Here is a 17,560-nt window from a genome sequence, read left to right as displayed (position 1 = left end):
CACGCTGGCTTTACGAAAAGCCAGGCGGTCCTCGTAGGCTCCGGGAGCCCTTGGGCAGGGGAGGGAAGCACTGTCGCTTCGGCGTGGAGGGTGGGCTCCTACGTTATTCCCCAAGAGCGAGTAGACCAAGGTCTCTACAAGGCAATGTTAGCGCCTCATTCAAAGTCGGCGACAAAGTCAGGAAGCCCCTCCATGGGGCTGTGGGCATCGGAGATCTAGATTGAGCCCACCGAGTATGCGGCGCAGCTCTTCTAAGGGGGATCTCATTGGCGCCCATGAATTGGAGTTCATGCTTCTGCCTCACCATAGTAGCCATACCGGCTCAGCATGAACAGCAAGCTGCTGATCCAAAGAGAGTTAAGTTCGCCATGCTGGCTGTCGCCCGTAAGGGAATCCTTAGCCGCAGGGATTCGTTTTGGGGGGACGGACAGCATGACTCCGCCAGCATCTCACGCAGCCCCAACCGGCAGATCAACTTCTTTGAACCCGCTCACTTCTTGCCCTGCAACTCCCTGAGCACTCGGACCTCATCCTGAAGGAAATCGATGACATGCTGCTGGTGCCGGTTGATCCAACCTGCCAGCGCAACCATTATGAGAGTCCCGATCCCCATCGCGGGAGGTTGGCAGAAGGCCTGCCTTTGCACAGCCAGAAACAGGCAAACCTGGACCTCACCTCGACACTGAACATCAGACGCTTATGCCGCATCTGAATTTCTGGACACTACGCGGCGGTCCACATCAGAAGTCCAAATTCGTCGAGAGCGCGTCGTTCGTAATTACCGGGCCTAATGCCAAACGCAGCGTTATCCTCGGCCTGTACGACGGAGACAAGCTGGTTCCGGCCGGCAACGTCACCATTCCGCCGAACCATCAAATCCCAGAAGTCGGCGCGGTCTGCGCGACACGCTACCGCGTGGCTTTCTGATATTGCTGGAGGTCCGCGCCCCCCGCAGCGCTAAATTCCTCCAACCGCGCACGAACTTCCGTGGTGGGCTCTGCTCCAAGTTCTCCACCAAGATGTTCGTGAAGGAACTGTTCGACCGCACGATAGACGGCCATCTCTGATTCGGCACGGGTAAATCCGTGGGGTTCGTCCGGAGCTACCAGATAAGAAAATGACTTTCTTGTCGATTGCAGGGCAGCGGCCATCTTACGCCCGTGATCCGGTGCGATGAGTGGGTCCATTAACCCGTGGTATATGAGCAAGGGACTGGACACCGCCGCAACGTGATGAAGTGGTGACCGTGATTCCAGATCGGCGTGACCGTCAGGTGTAGAGGGATCGCCGAGCTGTCGGACAAGATCGCCTACAAACGGCTCGCAATCGGGCGGCAGGTGGGAAAGATAGTCGTTCAAATCCGAGATGCCAAACAGGCTTATGCCTGCGGCATAGACATCGGGGGTGAAGGCGAGCCCTGCCATTGCGGCATAGCCACCATAGGAGCCGCCAAAAATAGCGACGCGGTGTTTCGCCGCAATGCCTCGCTGCACCATGGCCTTAACGCTATCGGTTAGGTCGTTTTGCATTATCCCGGTCCCCCACTGGCGATCACTGGCATTCATGAAGCTCTTGCCATAGCCCCGCGAACCACGGAAGTTCGGTTGCAGCACGGCGTAGCCGCGGCTGGCAAGAAACTGGACGCGCCCATCGAACCCGGTCACTGTGCGCATGTGAGGCCCTCCATGAGGAAATACCACCATTGGCCAAGGCTCCTTGCCCGTGCGCGGCGTGGTTAGAAACGCTGGAATCCGCGTGCCATCGCGCACGGTGATACTGATCGGTTTAGTCTGACATAACCAAGCTGGATCAATGCCAGGGCGTTCGTTCCACAAATGGCCCAAGCGGCGACTTGCGGAGTTATAAAGCCAGACGGAAGCAGGCTGGCCGCCACGCTGACGGCCGAGCAGCCAGCGGCTCCGATCCGCAGAAAATCCGGCAACAACCAGCTCTCCATCATCTGGTGTTTTCATGGTCCGTTGCAGCACATTGTCAAACTCCCGTTCCAACGGCTGCCAGCGCACCACTTCATCGAAATAACTCACGGCGACGGGACGGTTGGATTGTGGATCGAAGATTACGTTCTCCACATCCACTCGACCCAACGGATCGGCCGCGACTGCCTGGATTGCTCCTGTCACGAGGTCGATCCGCTTTAACTGGGTAAGCTCCGAACCCTGGTTTGTAATGATCCACGCCTGGCGTCCCTCGTCAGACGCAGCAAGCAACCGCAGATCGTCGCCACCCGGTACCCGGAGCAGCACACGGTCCCCTCCATCCCGTAAATCGACCAGTTCTTTAGCCCCTCCATCGATCCAGCGCACACCGGCGACTGGAACCCCGCGGATATCCAGACCCCAGCTACAAACACGTTGGTGGTTAGTGAATATCCGCACGGGCGCAGCGCCCTCGTCCAAGGTCAACCTATAGAGATTCGGGGTAGCTGTCGGATTAGCCGCAATTCCCAAAATCAAGCAAGGCTCAGCATCCCCTGCGGATACGCCGGCGAGACTGACCACGGACCCGTCGGGCAAGGGAATTTCTTCAACTGATCCTTGACCGGGAATGCCAACGAAAAACCGCGGGTTTCCCTTAGCGCCTCGTACCTGCCAAACCAGTCGTTCTCCGCGGACCCAAAAGCAGGTGGTGACGGCCCCCGTTACAGGATCGGAAATACAAACAGGCTTCCCCGGATTCTCCGTGCTGACCATCCAGAGTTGGTTGACGCCTCCGCTGTTCGGGCCGAGAAAGCTAATCCAGCGGCCGCTGGGACTGAGGCATTCGTGAAAACGCCCCGGTTCGACAAAAAACGGCTCAAGCGGCGGCAACTGCGCGGAAAGCTCATCCGCAAGCAGCCATCCAGAGCCTAGCAGCCAAAGGAGCATCGCCTTTATCATGCCCGAACTATGATGTGCCTCATTGGAAATGCGAAGGCTCCCCCGCCATAGCAAGGGAGCCGTCAAATAGCCAAGATCAATAAGAGCTGCCGAGACCGCTGCCCGTGCAGGTCGAGCACTTCTGAGTACCGTTCCATCCAGTGCCCTTGCATGTAGTGCACTGACGACCATTTTCACATCTTCCCAGGTCGCTAATCTTAGTCATAGCACTGGCAGCATAGCTAACGCCAAGGCAGGCAACTATAGCTGCGGTGGCAATGATAACGCATTTTCTCATTTCCTTGATTTGGTTATGTCTTTTCAGTGGTTGCGAGCTCCCATCGGCATCGGGCGCGATCGAATAGCACCACCTTTTAAGCCGCTAGCATCCGGCTGGAGACTACGCAACATTATTCCTACAAATTGATTAGAGGCTGTCTGAAAGGTGCTCAAGCGGCGAGTCTGGCGAGCATTCGCTTGGACATCGAGAGGTAGATGGACGACTCGGAGTGATCGGTTCTCTCGTGAGGTCCGACCGACGCGGCCGGCTCCGCTATGCACCCGGACAGAGGGAGGCGATCCTTGATGCCTTTGCTTCCAGCGGCTTGAGCGGCCCCAAGTTCGCTGCCCTCCACGGCGTCAAATACCAGACCTTCGCCGCCTGGATCCAAAAGCGGAAGCATGCCGGCACTCCGGCCGCCTTGCCCGCGCCGGCTGGACTGGCACTCGTGGAGGTCGAAGCGCCAGCGGGGCCTTGCCGCGATCCCGGCTTGAGCGTGATCCTGCCGGGTGGAGGTGAGATCCATGTCGCGAGCATGGCCGCAGTGCCTCTCGCCGCCGCATTGATCCGCGAGCTGTCCCGGTCATGCTAAGCTTTCCCGGCAGCCTCAAGGTCTTCGTGGCGGTGGAGCCCTGCGACATGCGCAAGTCGTTTCACGGCTTGCACGACGCGGTGGCCGGCAAGCTCAAGGAGGACCCGAAGTGCGGCGCGGTCTTCGCCTTCACCAACAAGCGCCGGACCTTGCTCAAGCTCCTCTACTTCGATGGAAGCGGCTTGTGGGTCCTGGCCAACAGCCACGCTCCACAATGCGCGTCTTGGTTTGTTTCCGAAGATTCTCTATCCCTTCCATCCGCTTTTCGGGAAGGACCATTAGGCCTTCGGTTCCGCCGGTGGGGAGAGGGACATGATCTATGTGCGGCTTCCCGACAATTCGACTCGCGGTGTGCCCGCATGGATGTTCGATCCCGAGATTTGTGCCGGTGTGAGGCTTGTTGAGGAACCGGTGATCGCATGTGGCGGCTTGGAGCAACTGGCACAGTTGCTTGATCGGAGGGCAGCGGATCCCCGGACTGGAGTGGATGAAACCACCCGGAAGCAAGCGACCTGACTAATCGACCCGCGTATAAGTCTCGCCATCGATCACGCGCTGAACTTGAGCATCATTCTTGGCTCCGATCCTCGCTGCAATCTCGGCAGCGCAGTAGTCCTTCGAAAGTGCTCGAATTGCGCGAACCTGCGAAACTGAGAGCCGACCCTCTCTCCCACAGATCTGCGCGACTGCCCATTCGTTGTCCCGCCATCTTTCTGCAACCCAAGGTGCAGGTAGACCTTTGCGGGGATGTTGTTCGAGCCAAGTTGCCACGATCTCGTCTCTCTCGTCAGGCAATGGCACAATGCGTTGCCCCAGCAGGCCATTCTCACGCAAGTAGCGAAGGCCGGATTTCCCACCTGGTATCATGTTCAGGCGGCGACCATCATGCCAATGCTCCTCAACGAGCCATTCCTCACTCGCGTAGAGCTTCTCAAGATCGTCGGTTACCGCCATGACCTTGTGGTTGATGTAGGTGACCCGCCCCTGCTGGAGTTCCTCTCGAAATTTTCGATGGAAGAGCAGCTGGCTTCCGCTGTCGATTCCTCGTCGATGTTCGGCCCAGCGCTTTTGCCAGCTTCTCTGAGTCACACCCACGTAAAAATAGCCGTCGATGGGGTAGTTGCCTCCTGAACCAAAAATGTGCTGGTAGAGAACGAACGACCGATCCGGGGAGTGGCGAGGAGCAACAAGAAGACGAGCTGGACAGGTGAAGATCAGGCTAGGTTGCAACACCGTCGCCTCATCAATTTTTGTTCTGCCCTGAGCTGAAGCGGCGATAAATTCGGGGTCAGTCACGAGTTCGACCCGGATCTCGGGTTCAAGAACTAGCTCATCAGGATTGAGTTCGCCTCCTACAAGCGGAGTCGCTCTGCCTACGCAACGGTGACCGGGTTTCACCACTTGAGGAGGGGCCACAAATGGCGGCCTACCACGGACGAAAACGACATGAAAAACGGGCACCTTCTGACCGTGTCGCACTCTGAATACGCCTCCCTCGCGATTCGCCACCTTGAACCATTCGGCGCCGGCAGATCCCGTCATGTATTTTTCCAACAGTGCCTGAACTTCGCCACGCAGTGGGACGATTTCTCTTGGCGCAAGATGTTTCCACCAACCCTTTTGAATCTGTTTCATTGGTCGCTAGTTGCTCAGAGACTGGGAATGCCATTCGTTTTCGTAGCGAGGGCCTTGGGTTTCCAACCAGTCTCCGAGGGGGCTGGAATCCTGAACACTTCTTCGGAGTTTTGGAAGAAGGAGCCGTAAAGTTCAAACGCCATCCATCGCCAGAGGTCCCGTAGGCTCGCGCGTCGAAAGAGTGCGCCGCAAGGAAACGCACCGCCGGTAGCTCCTGGGGTATTCGGCAAGCCCCCGTAGGACTTGCTTGCCCGGCACAAGGTCCCCTGTCAGCCTCGGGGCACCGGCAGAAATAGCCTTGCAGAGATATTACGTAAAACTTAATTTCTGGGGAATACCTTCCGTCCCATGAGCACTCCCGTCACTTTCTTGGATCTTTTCTGCGGTTGCGGTGGGTTTAGCCTTGGCTTGAGGCGTGCAGGATTCGAGGGGCTAGCTGCTATCGATTTCAACAAAGAGGCAATCAAGGTCTTCCATGAGAACCTTCCCGAAATTCCTCATGCATTGGAGCGCGACCTGACGAGTTTCTCGCCGGTTAACTTGGAAGCTATAATCGGCACCGAACGGGTAGACCTGATCGTGGGTGGCCCCCCTTGCCAAGGTTTCAGCACCGCTCGGCAAGTTGATGGTGCCAATCATGGCGACCGACTCACCGAGGATCCTCGTCGGCACCTTTACAAGGAGTTTCTCCGATATGTCGGGCACTTCCGGCCGAAAGTGTTCGTCATGGAGAACGTACTGGGAATCCGTTCGGCGTCGGGCGGGATATACTTTTCCAAGGTCCAAGCGGAAGCTAGGGCTCTGGGCTACCGGGTTCATGCCCAAATCGAAGATTGCGTGGATCTCGGTGTGCCACAAAAGCGTCGCAGGCAGCTCTTCATTGGAACCCGCGAAGACCTTTCAGGGTATTTTCGACCCGAGCTTAAGCCCGCGAAGCGAGCGGCAGTTGGAGCGACCCTAGGCGATGCGATCGGGGATTTGCCACCGTTGAAAGCAGGGCAGGGCGAGGAAGAGAGCGAATATGACCTGGGCCGCCGGCTGAAAGTGGTCAAGAATCAGCGGACTTCGGACTACCTCTTCAATGTTTTGGAGATAGAAAGGGCGACGCAGTTGACGGCCCATCGGGCGAGAGTTCACAGCGAGAGGGATCTTCGCGATTTTCTGCTGCTGAAAGAGGGGGAAAGTTCCGCGGAAGCCATGCGGCGTGGCGTCGACTTCGAGTTTCCCTACGACAAGTCCAGCTTCAAGGACCGCTACACCCGCCAGCACCGTGAACGCCCCTGTTCGACGATTGTCGCACATTTGTCGAAGGACGGGCTCATGTTCATCCATCCCGTTCAGAACCGCACTCTTACTCCTCGGGAGGCAGCGCGAGTCCAAAGCTTCCCCGATTGGTTCCGTTTTCCAGTGGCGCGGACCCATCAGTTCCGGGTAATCGGTAACGCGGTTCCCCCCCTGGTGAGCGAAGCTGTGGGCAACGCTGTGATGAAGTATCTGAAGGAGATGGGTAAGAAGCCGAAAAAGTCGGGCATCAATGTCGTTCTGCTGCCGGAATCCGAAGTGCAGGCGGCCGAGTGGGTATCTGATATCGCAAGATTGGCTCCTCGGGAACTCAAAGCGTTGCCGGTACGGGAGGTGAAGCGGGCATGGTATGCGGTTGGGTTTCTCTACATGGGTTTGCACCCTGATGGCGCACTCGACCATGGAACGACGGTTTTGAGTGACGCGGAAGACATTCCTGAGATCCGGGCGATTGAGCCAAGGCTGATAAATCCATACTATGAGCAGAGCGGTTGGCCGGTCTTCCTGAAGGACTTGGCGAAAGAAGCGTGGCGGCGATATGAGCTAGGATCACTTCGGGACGACGAGTTTTACTGTTCCCATGCCCAGATGGCAGGGGCATGCTTTCGAAACCCTGAATTCGGGAAAGCCGTTTAGGGACTGGAACAGGACAGGATTACCATCTGAACCGAAAGGCTTGTGAAAGGCCAACCCAGCTCAAGCTCAGAAACCGAATACGATCTCGTCGAGCCCCGCGCCGAAAACTTGGTGGAATCCTTGAGGGCGTTCGGTTACGCCCTCCCGACCGCAATCGCAGACCTTGTCGACAATAGCCTTTTCGCCGGAGCCAAGAATGTATGGATCCAGTTCCATTGGAACGGTGCCGATTCTGCAGTTGCCATCACCGACGACGGGAGCGGCATGGATGAACCAGCTCTCCGTGAGGCCATGCGTCCTGGCAGCACCAGTCCCCGTGATCGAAGGGATCCTGCCGATTTGGGGCGTTTCGGGCTTGGACTGAAGACAGCATCCTTTTCCCAAGCCCGCCGGGTTACCGTTATAAGCCGGACAAGGAATTCGGTTCCTGTAAGCCGGTGTTGGGATCTCGACCATGTTGATCGGGAAAAATCGTGGCAGTTGTTGAAATCCCGGACCCCTTTGGCGAGCCAGTTGGGTTCGAGGATCGAATCGTTGCCATCGGGCACCTGCATTGTTTGGGAGAAGTTGGATCGTCTTTCTCAAGGCGCGGACGTGTCGGATGCTAAGGCGCAAGATCGCTTCCTCTCGTTGTCCGACGGGGTTGAGGAGCATCTGGCGTGTGTTTTCCACCGCTTCCTCGCAAAGCCCGGAACTCTTCGTATCCAAGTCGGAAATCTTGAGTTGAAGGCTTGGGATCCGTTTCTGGCGGCATCGAGGTATTCCCCGACGACTCTTCCAATTGAGAGGCTGGGTTTGCTAGGGGCGCATGTCGAAGTGGAACCGTTCGTTCTTCCCCATTTGTCGAAAGTGGATTCCGAAGTCCACAAACATGCGGCGGGGCCACGAGGTTGGAATCTCCATCAAGGGTTTTACGTTTATCGCCACCGCCGTCTTTTGGTGGCTGGCGACTGGCTCGGAATCAAGGGTTGGAAACCTGAGGAACACTACAAGCTCGCGAGGATCCGAGTGGATATCCCCAATTCTTTGGACCTTGCCTGGGAGATCGACGTTACAAAAAGCAAGGCGACTCCCCCGCCGGGGCTCAGAGAAGAATTGGAGCGGATCGGTTTGAGGGCCCGATCCCTTGCGAAGCAGATTTATTCCCATAGGGGTGCGCGCCTAACAACCCGTGACCCAGACAAGCATGTGTTCCTCTGGCAGCAGAAGGTCCGTCACAACCTCGTTTCCTATGAACTCAACCGCGAGCATCCTCTTGTCAAAGCGTCCCTTGCTGCCTGCCAGGACCGAGCTCCCCTGAATGCTCTCATCAAGCTTGTGGAGCAGACCATTCCGGTTCCGCTGATCACCATCACGGATCGGGAGAAGCCGGACCAAACTTCGGGACCGTTCGAAGGACTACAGGGAAGCGAAGTCTTGGGCGTGATGCGCGAAGTCTTCAAAGCCCTCGCGATTACCGGATACACACCGTCAGAAGCCTTCAGTCGACTCTGTATCACCGAGCCATTCCATCGATTTCCTGAGATCTTGGAAACATTTGCCGAACAAGAGGGAATCTCAAAATGAGTTCAAACCTTCCTGCATACCGCCAAGCGCGCGACATTGCGATCGTCCTGTTGCGTCAACATTCGGAGCCCGCGCCTGAGACAGTGCGGGCCTGTGTCAACCAGGCCTGTTCCGTGATTCCGGGATCCGAAGCCTTTGATATCGAGGAACTGGTCTCGGACCTTCATTACAGCTTCAACGTCTTTGCAGGAAGTTCGACAGCGTTGGACGACCCGAGGGGGCATGAGGAGTGGCTGCCCGACAAGCGGGCAAGCATCACTTGGAACTTCTGGCATCGTTACGAACGATGGCTTGGAGAGGAGAAAAACTGGGAGCAGTCGATCATCCGCGAACTCGGCGAGCAGACAGACAAGGTACTGGGCAGGCTTGAAGATCCGACACGGGAGGGGAAGTGGGACCGTCGGGGTATGGTGGTGGGAAACGTCCAGTCCGGCAAGACGGCCAATTACACAGGCCTAATATGCAAGGCGGCTGACGCCGGTTACCGTGTGATCGTCGTGCTTGCGGGTATGCACAAAAATCTCCGGAGCCAGACCCAGTTGCGACTTGATGAAGGGTTTCTGGGACTGGCGACAGAAAAGGGCAACCACCTTCATGACCGGATGGCAAGAAAGGGTGTGGGGCTGTTAGAAGGGTTGCCAGAGCTTCACGTTCTTTCCCTTACCAACAGCACCGATGAGGGTGACTTCAAGCGAGGAGCTGGCAACCAGGTCACAGGTACTCTTGGCGGTGTTCCGACACTCTTAGTAGTGAAGAAGAATGGAAGTATCCTGAAGACCTTGCGGGACTGGCTGTTGCATGTGGGACAGAAGCATGGCGGCAAGATCAACGGAGTGCCATTGTTGGTGATCGATGACGAAGCTGACCAAGCGAGCATCAACACCAAGACGAAGAGGGTCCTGAAAGAAGGCGAGGAAGAAAAGGTCACCGTGATCAACCGTCGAATCCGCGAGATCCTTGCAGCCTTCGATAAAAGTGCCTATGTCGGATACACGGCGACACCGTTCGCAAACATCTTCATCAATCCGGAAGCACGTTCGCATGCAGATGATTTAGAAGACGACATTTTTCCGCGAAGCTTCATATTGAACGTGTGGCCCCCCAAGACCTATTGCGGACCGGCACGGGTTTTTGGCTATGACGAGGACCCCGATGCCGGGATTCCAGCTACTGATCCTCTTCCTTTGGTCAATGTGATCAATGATCATGAGGTTGATTTTCCCCAGCCCCATCGAAAGGACCACGTTCCTGCTGCGTTACCGCCATCATTGGTAAATGCCATCCGAGGCTTCGTTCTGACTTGTGCCGCACGCCGCGCGAGGGGGCAGACGAGCGCCCACAACTCGATGCTCGTTCATGTGACGCGCTTTGTGGACGTACAAAAGCGCGTGGCGGATCTCATCCGCACCGAGTTTGACGCGTTGAGACGAAGGGTTGTGCAAGGCGACGGTGACCGCTCGCCGTCGGTACTGGAGGAACTAGGGTCCCTATGGCAAGATGAGTTTGCCGCGCGTTACGAGGAAATCAAGCAGGGGGCAGCCGGAGAGGTTGGCGATCCCGTCGTCTGGTCGGAAGTGGAAGCCCAACTGGTGGAGGCCGTCTCGCGGATCGAGATCAAGGAAATCAATGGCACGGCGGGTGACGTGCTCGATTACATCAATCACCCAGCTGGATTCAACGTGATCGCGGTTGGGGGTGACAAGCTCTCCCGGGGGCTGACACTAGAAGGGCTCTCGGTGAGCTATTTCCTGCGGACGTCGAGGATGTATGACACGCTGATGCAGATGGGTCGGTGGTTCGGCTACCGGCCAGGATATCTCGATTTGTGCCGTCTCTACACGACAGCCGATCTCAGGCTCTGGTACCGTCACATCGGTCTCGCCGAGGAAGAATTGCGCAGGGATTTCGACATGATGTCGGAAAGCAAGCGAACGCCGGAAGACTACGGGCTGCGTGTTCGGTCGCATCCTGCAGGCCTGATGGTAACAGCGATGAATAAGATGTGCCACGCCCAGACCCTGCGCTTTTCGTATGCCGGCACCCTCATCCAGACCGCACATTTCGATCGGAGGGTCGAGATTCGTGCCGCGAATCTCCGAACGCTTCGCGACTTTACGGCGACGCTCCAAGATCCTAGCGAGAGAAGGACGCGCGATGGAAAGCGGCGCCTTGCGTTGGTCTGGAGGGATGTGACCGCGAAGCAGCTTTGCCACGAGTTGCTAGCCAGCATGTCGATTCACCCCCAATGCCACACCGTGGATAAAATCCGGGTCGTCGACTTTATACTCAGCCAAGCTGCCCAGGACGAACTAACCAATTGGACGGTCGCATTGGTGTCCAGCACTCAGGCAAGTGAGGCGCTCACGAGGGATGTGGCCGGTCTTACGGGTATCGGCCTGACCGTTCGGAAGGAGGACGGAGCGTCCACAGCCTCTCGCTATAGTACTTCGCAAGCAAACATCCAGAGCCCAACACACCAGGTGCTCGACCTCTGTTTCTTCCAACTCGATGCGCCGATGCTATCGGCTCTGATGGCGAAACGGGATTTCACTGAGACGGAAGACGGAAAGCCGTTGTTCAGTGCCGACGACGTTGCGTTGCTTCAGTCGTACTTGGGAAAGCAGCTCGACGAAGTTGCCCTTGCACTCACGCGTGACCGGGCTCGACGAGCGAATAAACCCGAACCGACGGAACCAAACGGGGTTGTGATTCGCCAGCTCCGCCCGTCGACTCACGGACTCCTGCTGCTTTACGCGCTAAGTCCGGCGGAGCCTTGTTTAGCCAAAGAGGAGCCAGCCTACCTCGGGCTGGTTTTCAGCTTCCCGAGCAGCCACACGGCAAGGCGGCTTAACTACAAGGCCAATCCTGTTCTTATTCGGCAACTGCGTGATGAAGATTACGACCCGGAGGAGGAATGAAGATCGAAAACCTTTGGCCACAGCTGGAATCGGCACGCGCGAACGCCTCGAAGGGCCGCAAGGCTTCTGGTTGGGTGCTTCGGCAGATCCGCCCGTCGGCCGCTTGCCCCCTCCATGCCGGGGTCGAGCTGATGTCCGGGCAACGGGGGCTACTTTTGCGGGTGGAGCCATCGCTGGTGCCTTCGAAGCGACATTGGCCGAATTGCAGGGGACTTGAGATCGTATCCTCGCCGCAGGGAACCGAGTTGCTGTTCGGCGTGATGATGAAGGAGTCCCGTCATTCAGACATGTTTTCCGCTTTGGCCGAGGACCTAGCTAGGAGAGTCTCCCAGGCACCAGTATCGGAGGGGAAGATCTCCGCCTTGTTGGGCGGGCTTGCCCGCTGGCAGAAGTTTCTTGCAAGTAAGGCGGAGGGACTGAGTCCCGAGGCACGGCGAGGGCTCTGGGCGGAGTTGCATTTCTTGGGATGCGAACTGGTCCCTGCCTGTGGACCTGAGCGATCGGTTGCGGCATGGCAAGGTCCGACGGGAGCCGCGCAAGACTTCTTGATTGGCGGTGGAGCCATTGAGATCAAGGCGACCTCCGGCAAGCCGCCCTTCGTGGTCACTGTGTCCAGCGAGCGTCAGTTGGACTCGCAGGGACTTTCGCGTCTCTTCCTCCGGCACTACGCTTTGGCCGAGCGCGAAGGTGCGGGAGAGCCGTTGCCCGTGACGGTTGCCAAGCTGCGGGCGCTGCTTGCTGGAACCGCCGCTGCCGAACTTTTCGAGGATAGGTTGTTGCAGGCAGGATACTTGGACGTTCACGCGCCACTCTACGAAACAACGGGCTGGATTGCTCGCGGATGCAGCGACTTCGCGGTGAAAAAGGGCTTCCCCCGGATTGTTGAAAAGGATCTGCCTCCCGGCGTCGGGTCCCTTCGCTATGCCCTCGCCCTTGCTGCCTGTGAACCATACGCGGTCACCGCCGAAGTTTTGCGCCGGGCAATCAAGTCTCCCCCCCTGCCGAAGCACCACAAATGATCTTGGAACAATTCGCCGAAAATTATCGCCAGCAAGTTTTCGCCCGTTGTGCCGGGAATGAAGACGGCCAGATGCGTGAGGAGGCCTTCACTGAGGAAATGTTGGAGGATCTAACGGAAGCTGGCGAGATTTCCGAGGCGGAGACATGCTACTATCGATCGGATGCGCGGGGGCAAGCTCCGGCCACCAAACTGAACGCATACTGCTTTGCCGGGGATGGGGTGACGCTCGATCTTTTCGTCTGCATCTACGACGACGACGCGGCAATACACACGGTAACGGCGGCGGAGGTGCTTAGGCATTTCAAGCTGGCGAGAGGCTTTCTCCAGAGGTCAATGGATGGCTTTTACACCCTGCTGGAGGAGTCCCACGAGGTATTCGATGTCGCGAGGAGAATCCATGAGTTGCGCGACTCTCTCAGTACCGTCCGGATCTATTTGCTTACCAACGGCATCGCGAAGGTTCCGAAAGGCGAGCGTTTCGATGAGGCGGCAGGAGTTCTCGGGGATATCGAATTGAAGCCGATCCTCTGGGATCTGGCGAAAATCCATCAATTCCACGAATCAGGAAGGCAGCGTGAGGCGATTGAACTGGATTTTTCGAATGAGCCGGGCGGCGGGATACCCTGCTTGGGTCAAGGCGAGGCGCGCGAGGAATACCGCACCTTCTTGGCGTTCTTCCCGGGCGCGACGTTGGCGCGGATCTACGGCGACTTCGGGCCGCGCCTGTTGGAACGGAACGTCCGCGCCTTCCTCCAAGTGAAAGGTAAGGTCAACGCGGGAATCCAGCAAACGATCTCCGAGACGCCGCATCGTTTTCTCGCTTACAACAACGGTATTTCCGCTACCGCCCAAGCAGTTGTATTGGAGGAGGTGCGCAGCGGGTTGTACGTGCTTCGCTCTGCCACGGATTTCCAGATCGTGAACGGCGGACAAACCACGGCCGGGATCTACCATGCGTGGAAGAAAGAGAAGGCTGACATCTCAGGTGTGGTGGTCCAGGTCAAGCTGACGCAAGCGAAGGATGCGAAGGTCCTTGAAGAGCTCGTTCCCTTGATCTCACTGTATGCGAACAGCCAGAACAAGGTCAACACGGCGGACTTTTCCGCCAACGGGCCATTTCATCAAAAGCTGGAGAATCTGTCCCGGACTACGCCAGCTCTGGGTTCGGACGGGATGCAGCGGGGCACCTACTGGTATTACGAGCGAGCGAGAGGTTCTTACTTGGATGACAAGGCACGTGCGGGAACTCCTGCAAAGATCGAGCAGTGGCAGAAGCAGCATCCAATGACTCAGAAGTTTACCAAAACAGACTTGGCGAAATATGAGAACTCTTGGGATGAGTTGCCGCACTTGGTTAGTCGTGGGGCAGAGAAGAACTTCGCCCACTGGACTTCCGACCGTGAGGACAACGGATGGCCAGTAGTCGACGAAATCTATTTCAAGCGGTTAGTGGCTAAAGCGATCCTATTCCGTCGAACTGAGCAGATTGTGAGCAAGCAGGATTATCCGGGATATCGGGCGAACATCGTGACCTATTCAATCGCTTGGCTCGCGAGAAGCACCGGTCATCGAATTGATTTGGATGAGATCTGGAGGCTTCAGGGGGTCTCCAGCAACCTCGTTCAGGCGATCGATAGTGTGGCTTACTCCGCGAGAGAACATATCACAAAACCTCCAGGTGGGCGCAATATCACGGAGTGGTGCAAGAAGGAAGAGTGTTGGAATGACTTCCGTTCGGCGCTCATTGACCTGCCCAAAGGACTCGCCATCGAGTTCTCCGATCTGCCGCTGGACGCGCCGCGAACCGGGGGAGAACGGCTCGAGGAGCGGTGGGAAGCAGTTCGTATTCACTTCACCGAATGCAGGAAGCCGATTGGCGAGGTCGCTTTGAAAGCGGGGACGCCTTGGCCTAGCGGGCGGTGGCAACATGCGGTCTGTGATTATGCAAAGCTGAATTGGTCTCAAATCCGGGCGAAGCGTTCATTTGCCACTTCGAAGCAGCGGGCGCTCGTAGCGACGCTCGAATGGGCATTCAGCAATGAAATGGCTTAGCTAGACCAATCGGAGGTAATGCGCTTTCTTCTGTCGTGGACTTTCTACTTGCGGCCTCTAGATCGCTAAAGCCGGCGAACGGCAAGGTCAGTTGGCGTGCCGATGCAGGGCCGCTCTCGGCTTCCTCCGCCAAGAGTTTAACCATTGCGCCGCTACTTGCGACGGTGTGTAGGTTGTCAGCCCGAGTTCGGTGAGCCGCGACTTGATCCTAGCAGATCGCATCGACCGGCTTCTCGGGCAGCGATCTGCACGCCTTCGCCGGCAGCCTGATGAGACGCGGATTTGACAAGTAATTCACTGCTGTGATGAGGTGGCGCTGGTGTTCAGTTCCTTTTTTATGCGCCGAGTCTGCCTGACGTTCCGCAAGAAGCTACAGGCATCAGCCATCAGCGGGTGAGGAAGGCTGCTGACATCGACGAGAGAAAGCTTTATGCTTTTTTGGACGGCAAACGTCCGCATTAGACGAAAATTCGAAACGCAAATGTCCATGGATCGACCGATTCCAGCAAACTCACCCGAGCCACTGAAGGTCGGCGATAGGTTTGGACCGCTAACTTTGCTCGGCTGCGATTGCTCGATGCTCCAAGTTCGCTCCTCGCAGTGCTGAATCGAGTGGGACGGGAAGCGCTGAACGGTCGGTCAACGCGCCGGCGTCAAGCCGCCAAAACCGTTCAGGTGACCGTGGACCAATGGAAGCACGAGAGCGGGCAGGGTGTCTAATTTCTGCGCCGGGGTTGTTTGCTTAGGCGCCCATTCGTCTCGCGTCATCGCCGTCGCAAGCAATGGAAGGCTACTTAGTCCCTGTCAGCAACGAACAAGGTGTGCGTGAACCTCTTGGCATTCGGATACGCCTTTGCTTGGACGCACTCCACCTGTTTAAAGACGCGCCCAAGCACCTTGGCGAAGGATCTATCGCGGTGAGCCCCAGTAGACGACGCGGCCTTTCGGCTGCAATGCCGCCATCACCCGCTGTACCCCGCCGTGGTTGTAGAGGCGCGCGTTGCCCGTCTGGACTAGCGCATCGGGACTGTTGTCCACGTCCAGCAAGATCGCGTCATACCGCTGCTTACCATCCAAAAGCTCATAGACATCACGTAGGTGGATTCTTACTCGCTGGTCATCGAGTAGGAGACCATTGACGGACTGGAGGTGCTCCTGGTTCCAGGTAATGACTTCGTTAAGCAGCTCCGCGACATCGATGATCGCGTCCGCTGCGCAGCATTCCAGCACTCGCCGTAGCGTGAAACCAAAGCCCAGTCCGCCGATGAGAATGCGCTGCTTTGCCGCGGGCACGGCGTTGCAAGCAAGCTCGGCCATCGTTTGCTCTGAGGCGCTTGCGGTTGTTGACATCAACTGCACGCCATCAATTCTCAAAAAGTAATGCCCATCGTGCTCGTGTAGGACCAGTTGCGCCCCATCCGGAGTGTGGCACGAGCAAAGCGAGCGGGTAGTTTTCATTACGGAGAACTATAGTTCACCGGGGTTCATTGCGCCAAGATTTGCGGCGGGTGAAAGGATGTCCGCCAGTTGGTTTGAGGAAAGCGGTTCGACCGCTCTGGCGAATGCCAATTGGCGCGTGGTCTCCGGCTCACTGCCAGCATGCTCGATCACTGCCAGGGCGTCATCGGGCGCTAGACCGATCCGAATGAGTAGCGAGACCGCAACCGTTCCCGTTCTCCCGACTCCGGCGGCGCAGTGGATCGCCACGACGGTTGTCGGCCGGTGGAGCAACCCGGCTATTCGGTCCAGAAGGGCCAGGAACGCAGTTAGATCCTCTGGGACCGAGCGGTCACGAATGGGGAACTCTATCCAGCGTTCTCCGAGCTTCGAGGCCTCCAGAAACTTCGGGTAGTCAGGAGCTTTCCGCGCCCTCTCGGCTTCTCCGGCCAGGCAGAAGACCCACCCCTCCGAGCCGCTCTCGGTTAGTTCCTGCCAGAACCGGACGTGGAACTCCGCCGGTCGTCAGTAGCCAGGCATGTTCGTTAGATACAGCTGACCTGGAACGGACGGGGGAAGGGCTACTTGTCGGAAGGGGGAACTGGGCATTGAAGCGTCCATTCCATCATGGGGCGCAAGCCGGGCTTCGGCGCTTTCGGCAAGGAGACGAGCCCCGTAGGTGCGGCGCTTTGATATACCCAAAGGGAACTTTTACGGGGCGGGGCAGAAAGCCCGTCCTTCCGGGCTTTTCGGGCGGGGCGGAGGGCGCCCTGCCTACGAAAACCCGGCCAAGTTTCGTAGGTTCCGGCTGCACCTGCGTTAGCCTTGGCTCGGAGTGGTGGGGAAACATCCAGGCGCTCTCCCGAGAGGAACTGGCCTCGCTTTCTTCGGCCCTGCGGACCAAGGTGTTCAGTTTCACTCCCAGCGCGTTGGCTAGAGTCTTACAAACAAACACGGTGGGGACACGATCACTCCGTTCGAACATAGTCAAACATTGGGCAATGATCGAGATTTTTGAGCTAATTGCTTTTTTGTCGGCGCGATGAGGATAGGGTGTCATCTACCATGGTAAAAGTAGCACTGTTCGTTCGGCTAGAAGCAAAGCCCGGAAAAGAAGAAGACGTTGAGACCTTTCTCAAGGGAGGTCTTTCCCTTGTCATGGATGAGCCCGCCACCACTGCGTGGTTTGGGATTCGTCTTGGACCCAGCACTTTTGGCATCTTCGATGCGTTTCCTGATGACGCC

The 17,560-nt window shown here is 57.4% G+C and carries 13 protein-coding genes; 9 read left to right on the top strand and 4 right to left on the bottom strand.

Features of this window, described 5'->3' with window-relative positions:
• Window positions 1-699 precede the first annotated feature (699 nt).
• A complete protein-coding gene (locus WKV53_RS28435; protein WP_341408246.1) occupies window positions 700-927 on the top strand; it encodes a hypothetical protein in 228 nt (75 codons plus the stop codon).
• Here WKV53_RS28435 and WKV53_RS28430 read toward each other — a convergent pair.
• Window positions 909-2,885, bottom strand: coding sequence for an alpha/beta hydrolase family protein (locus WKV53_RS28430; RefSeq protein WP_341408245.1), 1,977 nt, complete (start codon window positions 2,883-2,885; stop codon window positions 909-911). The genes WKV53_RS28435 and WKV53_RS28430 overlap by 19 nt on opposite strands.
• 515 nt (window positions 2,886-3,400) lie before the next feature.
• On the opposite strand from WKV53_RS28430, the gene tnpA reads away from it, so the two are divergent.
• Both tnpA and tnpB read left to right on the top strand, forming a co-directional pair.
• Window positions 3,401-3,748 (top strand): IS66 family insertion sequence element accessory protein TnpA, encoded by a 348-nt coding sequence (gene tnpA, locus WKV53_RS28425; RefSeq protein WP_341408244.1) that lies wholly within the window; start codon window positions 3,401-3,403, stop codon window positions 3,746-3,748.
• The gene (gene tnpB / locus WKV53_RS28775) at window positions 3,742-4,152 is read left to right on the top strand and encodes an IS66 family insertion sequence element accessory protein TnpB (protein ID WP_375341844.1); all 411 of its coding nucleotides are present in this window, start codon (window positions 3,742-3,744) and stop codon (window positions 4,150-4,152) included. The genes tnpA and tnpB overlap by 7 nt, the downstream gene beginning before the upstream one ends.
• 112 nt (window positions 4,153-4,264) lie before the next feature.
• Here tnpB and WKV53_RS28420 read toward each other — a convergent pair whose 3' ends face one another.
• On the bottom strand, window positions 4,265-5,383 hold the full coding sequence (locus tag WKV53_RS28420; RefSeq protein ID WP_341408243.1) for a GIY-YIG nuclease family protein: 1,119 nt from the start codon (window positions 5,381-5,383) through the stop codon (window positions 4,265-4,267).
• Between the two features lie 348 nt (window positions 5,384-5,731).
• Here WKV53_RS28420 and WKV53_RS28415 point away from each other — a divergent pair, with 348 nt between their 5' ends.
• Genes WKV53_RS28415 through WKV53_RS28395 form a run of 5 tightly spaced genes read left to right on the top strand, consistent with a single transcriptional unit; the run spans window position 5,732 to window position 14,878 of the window.
• Window positions 5,732-7,321, top strand: coding sequence for a DNA cytosine methyltransferase (locus WKV53_RS28415; RefSeq protein WP_341408242.1), 1,590 nt, complete (start codon window positions 5,732-5,734; stop codon window positions 7,319-7,321).
• 42 nt (window positions 7,322-7,363) lie between these two features.
• Complete coding sequence (locus tag WKV53_RS28410; protein WP_341408241.1) at window positions 7,364-8,887, top strand: ATP-binding protein; 1,524 nt, start codon at window positions 7,364-7,366, stop codon at window positions 8,885-8,887.
• On the top strand, window positions 8,884-11,805 hold the full coding sequence (locus WKV53_RS28405) for a Z1 domain-containing protein (RefSeq protein WP_341408240.1): 2,922 nt from the start codon (window positions 8,884-8,886) through the stop codon (window positions 11,803-11,805). Before WKV53_RS28410 ends, WKV53_RS28405 begins: the two co-directional genes overlap by 4 nt.
• Window positions 11,802-12,824, top strand: a complete 1,023-nt coding sequence (locus WKV53_RS28400; protein WP_341408239.1) for a PD-(D/E)XK motif protein — start codon at window positions 11,802-11,804, stop codon at window positions 12,822-12,824. Before WKV53_RS28405 ends, WKV53_RS28400 begins: the two co-directional genes overlap by 4 nt.
• The gene (locus WKV53_RS28395) at window positions 12,821-14,878 is read left to right on the top strand and encodes an AIPR family protein (RefSeq protein WP_341408238.1); all 2,058 of its coding nucleotides are present in this window, start codon (window positions 12,821-12,823) and stop codon (window positions 14,876-14,878) included. The genes WKV53_RS28400 and WKV53_RS28395 overlap by 4 nt, the downstream gene beginning before the upstream one ends.
• Window positions 14,879-15,787: 909 nt before the next feature.
• Here the strand turns inward: WKV53_RS28395 and WKV53_RS28390 are convergent.
• Both WKV53_RS28390 and WKV53_RS28770 read right to left on the bottom strand, forming a co-directional pair.
• Window positions 15,788-16,336 (bottom strand): spermidine synthase family protein, encoded by a 549-nt coding sequence (locus WKV53_RS28390; protein WP_341408237.1) that lies wholly within the window; start codon window positions 16,334-16,336, stop codon window positions 15,788-15,790.
• A gap of 9 nt (window positions 16,337-16,345) precedes the next feature.
• Window positions 16,346-16,687 (bottom strand): protein-tyrosine phosphatase family protein, encoded by a 342-nt coding sequence (locus tag WKV53_RS28770; RefSeq protein WP_375341845.1) that lies wholly within the window; start codon window positions 16,685-16,687, stop codon window positions 16,346-16,348.
• 693 nt (window positions 16,688-17,380) lie between these two features.
• On the opposite strand from WKV53_RS28770, the gene WKV53_RS28385 reads away from it, so the two are divergent.
• Window positions 17,381-17,560, top strand: a 180-nt coding sequence (locus WKV53_RS28385) for an NIPSNAP family protein (RefSeq protein WP_498049545.1), incomplete at its 3' end; no start/stop codon positions are given.

It is taken from the genome of Luteolibacter sp. Y139 (genome assembly GCF_038066715.1).
Classification (GTDB): Bacteria; Verrucomicrobiota; Verrucomicrobiia; order Verrucomicrobiales; family Akkermansiaceae; genus Haloferula; species Haloferula soli.
Note: the sequence above shows the minus strand (reverse complement) of the source record. Positions and strands in the feature narration are given on the sequence as shown.

Excerpts from the sequence above, each read along its gene's own strand:
- tnpB (WP_375341844.1), top strand. The coding sequence starts at position 3,742 with ATGCTAAGCTTTCCCGGCAGCCTCAAGGTCTTCGTGGCGGTGGAGCCC.
- WKV53_RS28420 (WP_341408243.1), bottom strand. The coding sequence starts at position 5,383 with ATGAAACAGATTCAAAAGGGTTGGTGGAAACATCTTGCGCCAAGAGAA.
- WKV53_RS28415 (WP_341408242.1), top strand. The coding sequence starts at position 5,732 with ATGAGCACTCCCGTCACTTTCTTGGATCTTTTCTGCGGTTGCGGTGGG.
- WKV53_RS28390 (WP_341408237.1), bottom strand. The coding sequence starts at position 16,336 with ATGAAAACTACCCGCTCGCTTTGCTCGTGCCACACTCCGGATGGGGCG.
- WKV53_RS28400 (WP_341408239.1), top strand. The coding sequence starts at position 11,802 with ATGAAGATCGAAAACCTTTGGCCACAGCTGGAATCGGCACGCGCGAAC.
- WKV53_RS28405 (WP_341408240.1), top strand. The coding sequence starts at position 8,884 with ATGAGTTCAAACCTTCCTGCATACCGCCAAGCGCGCGACATTGCGATC.
- WKV53_RS28395 (WP_341408238.1), top strand. The coding sequence starts at position 12,821 with ATGATCTTGGAACAATTCGCCGAAAATTATCGCCAGCAAGTTTTCGCC.
- WKV53_RS28430 (WP_341408245.1), bottom strand. The coding sequence starts at position 2,885 with ATGCTCCTTTGGCTGCTAGGCTCTGGATGGCTGCTTGCGGATGAGCTT.
- WKV53_RS28435 (WP_341408246.1), top strand. The coding sequence starts at position 700 with ATGCCGCATCTGAATTTCTGGACACTACGCGGCGGTCCACATCAGAAG.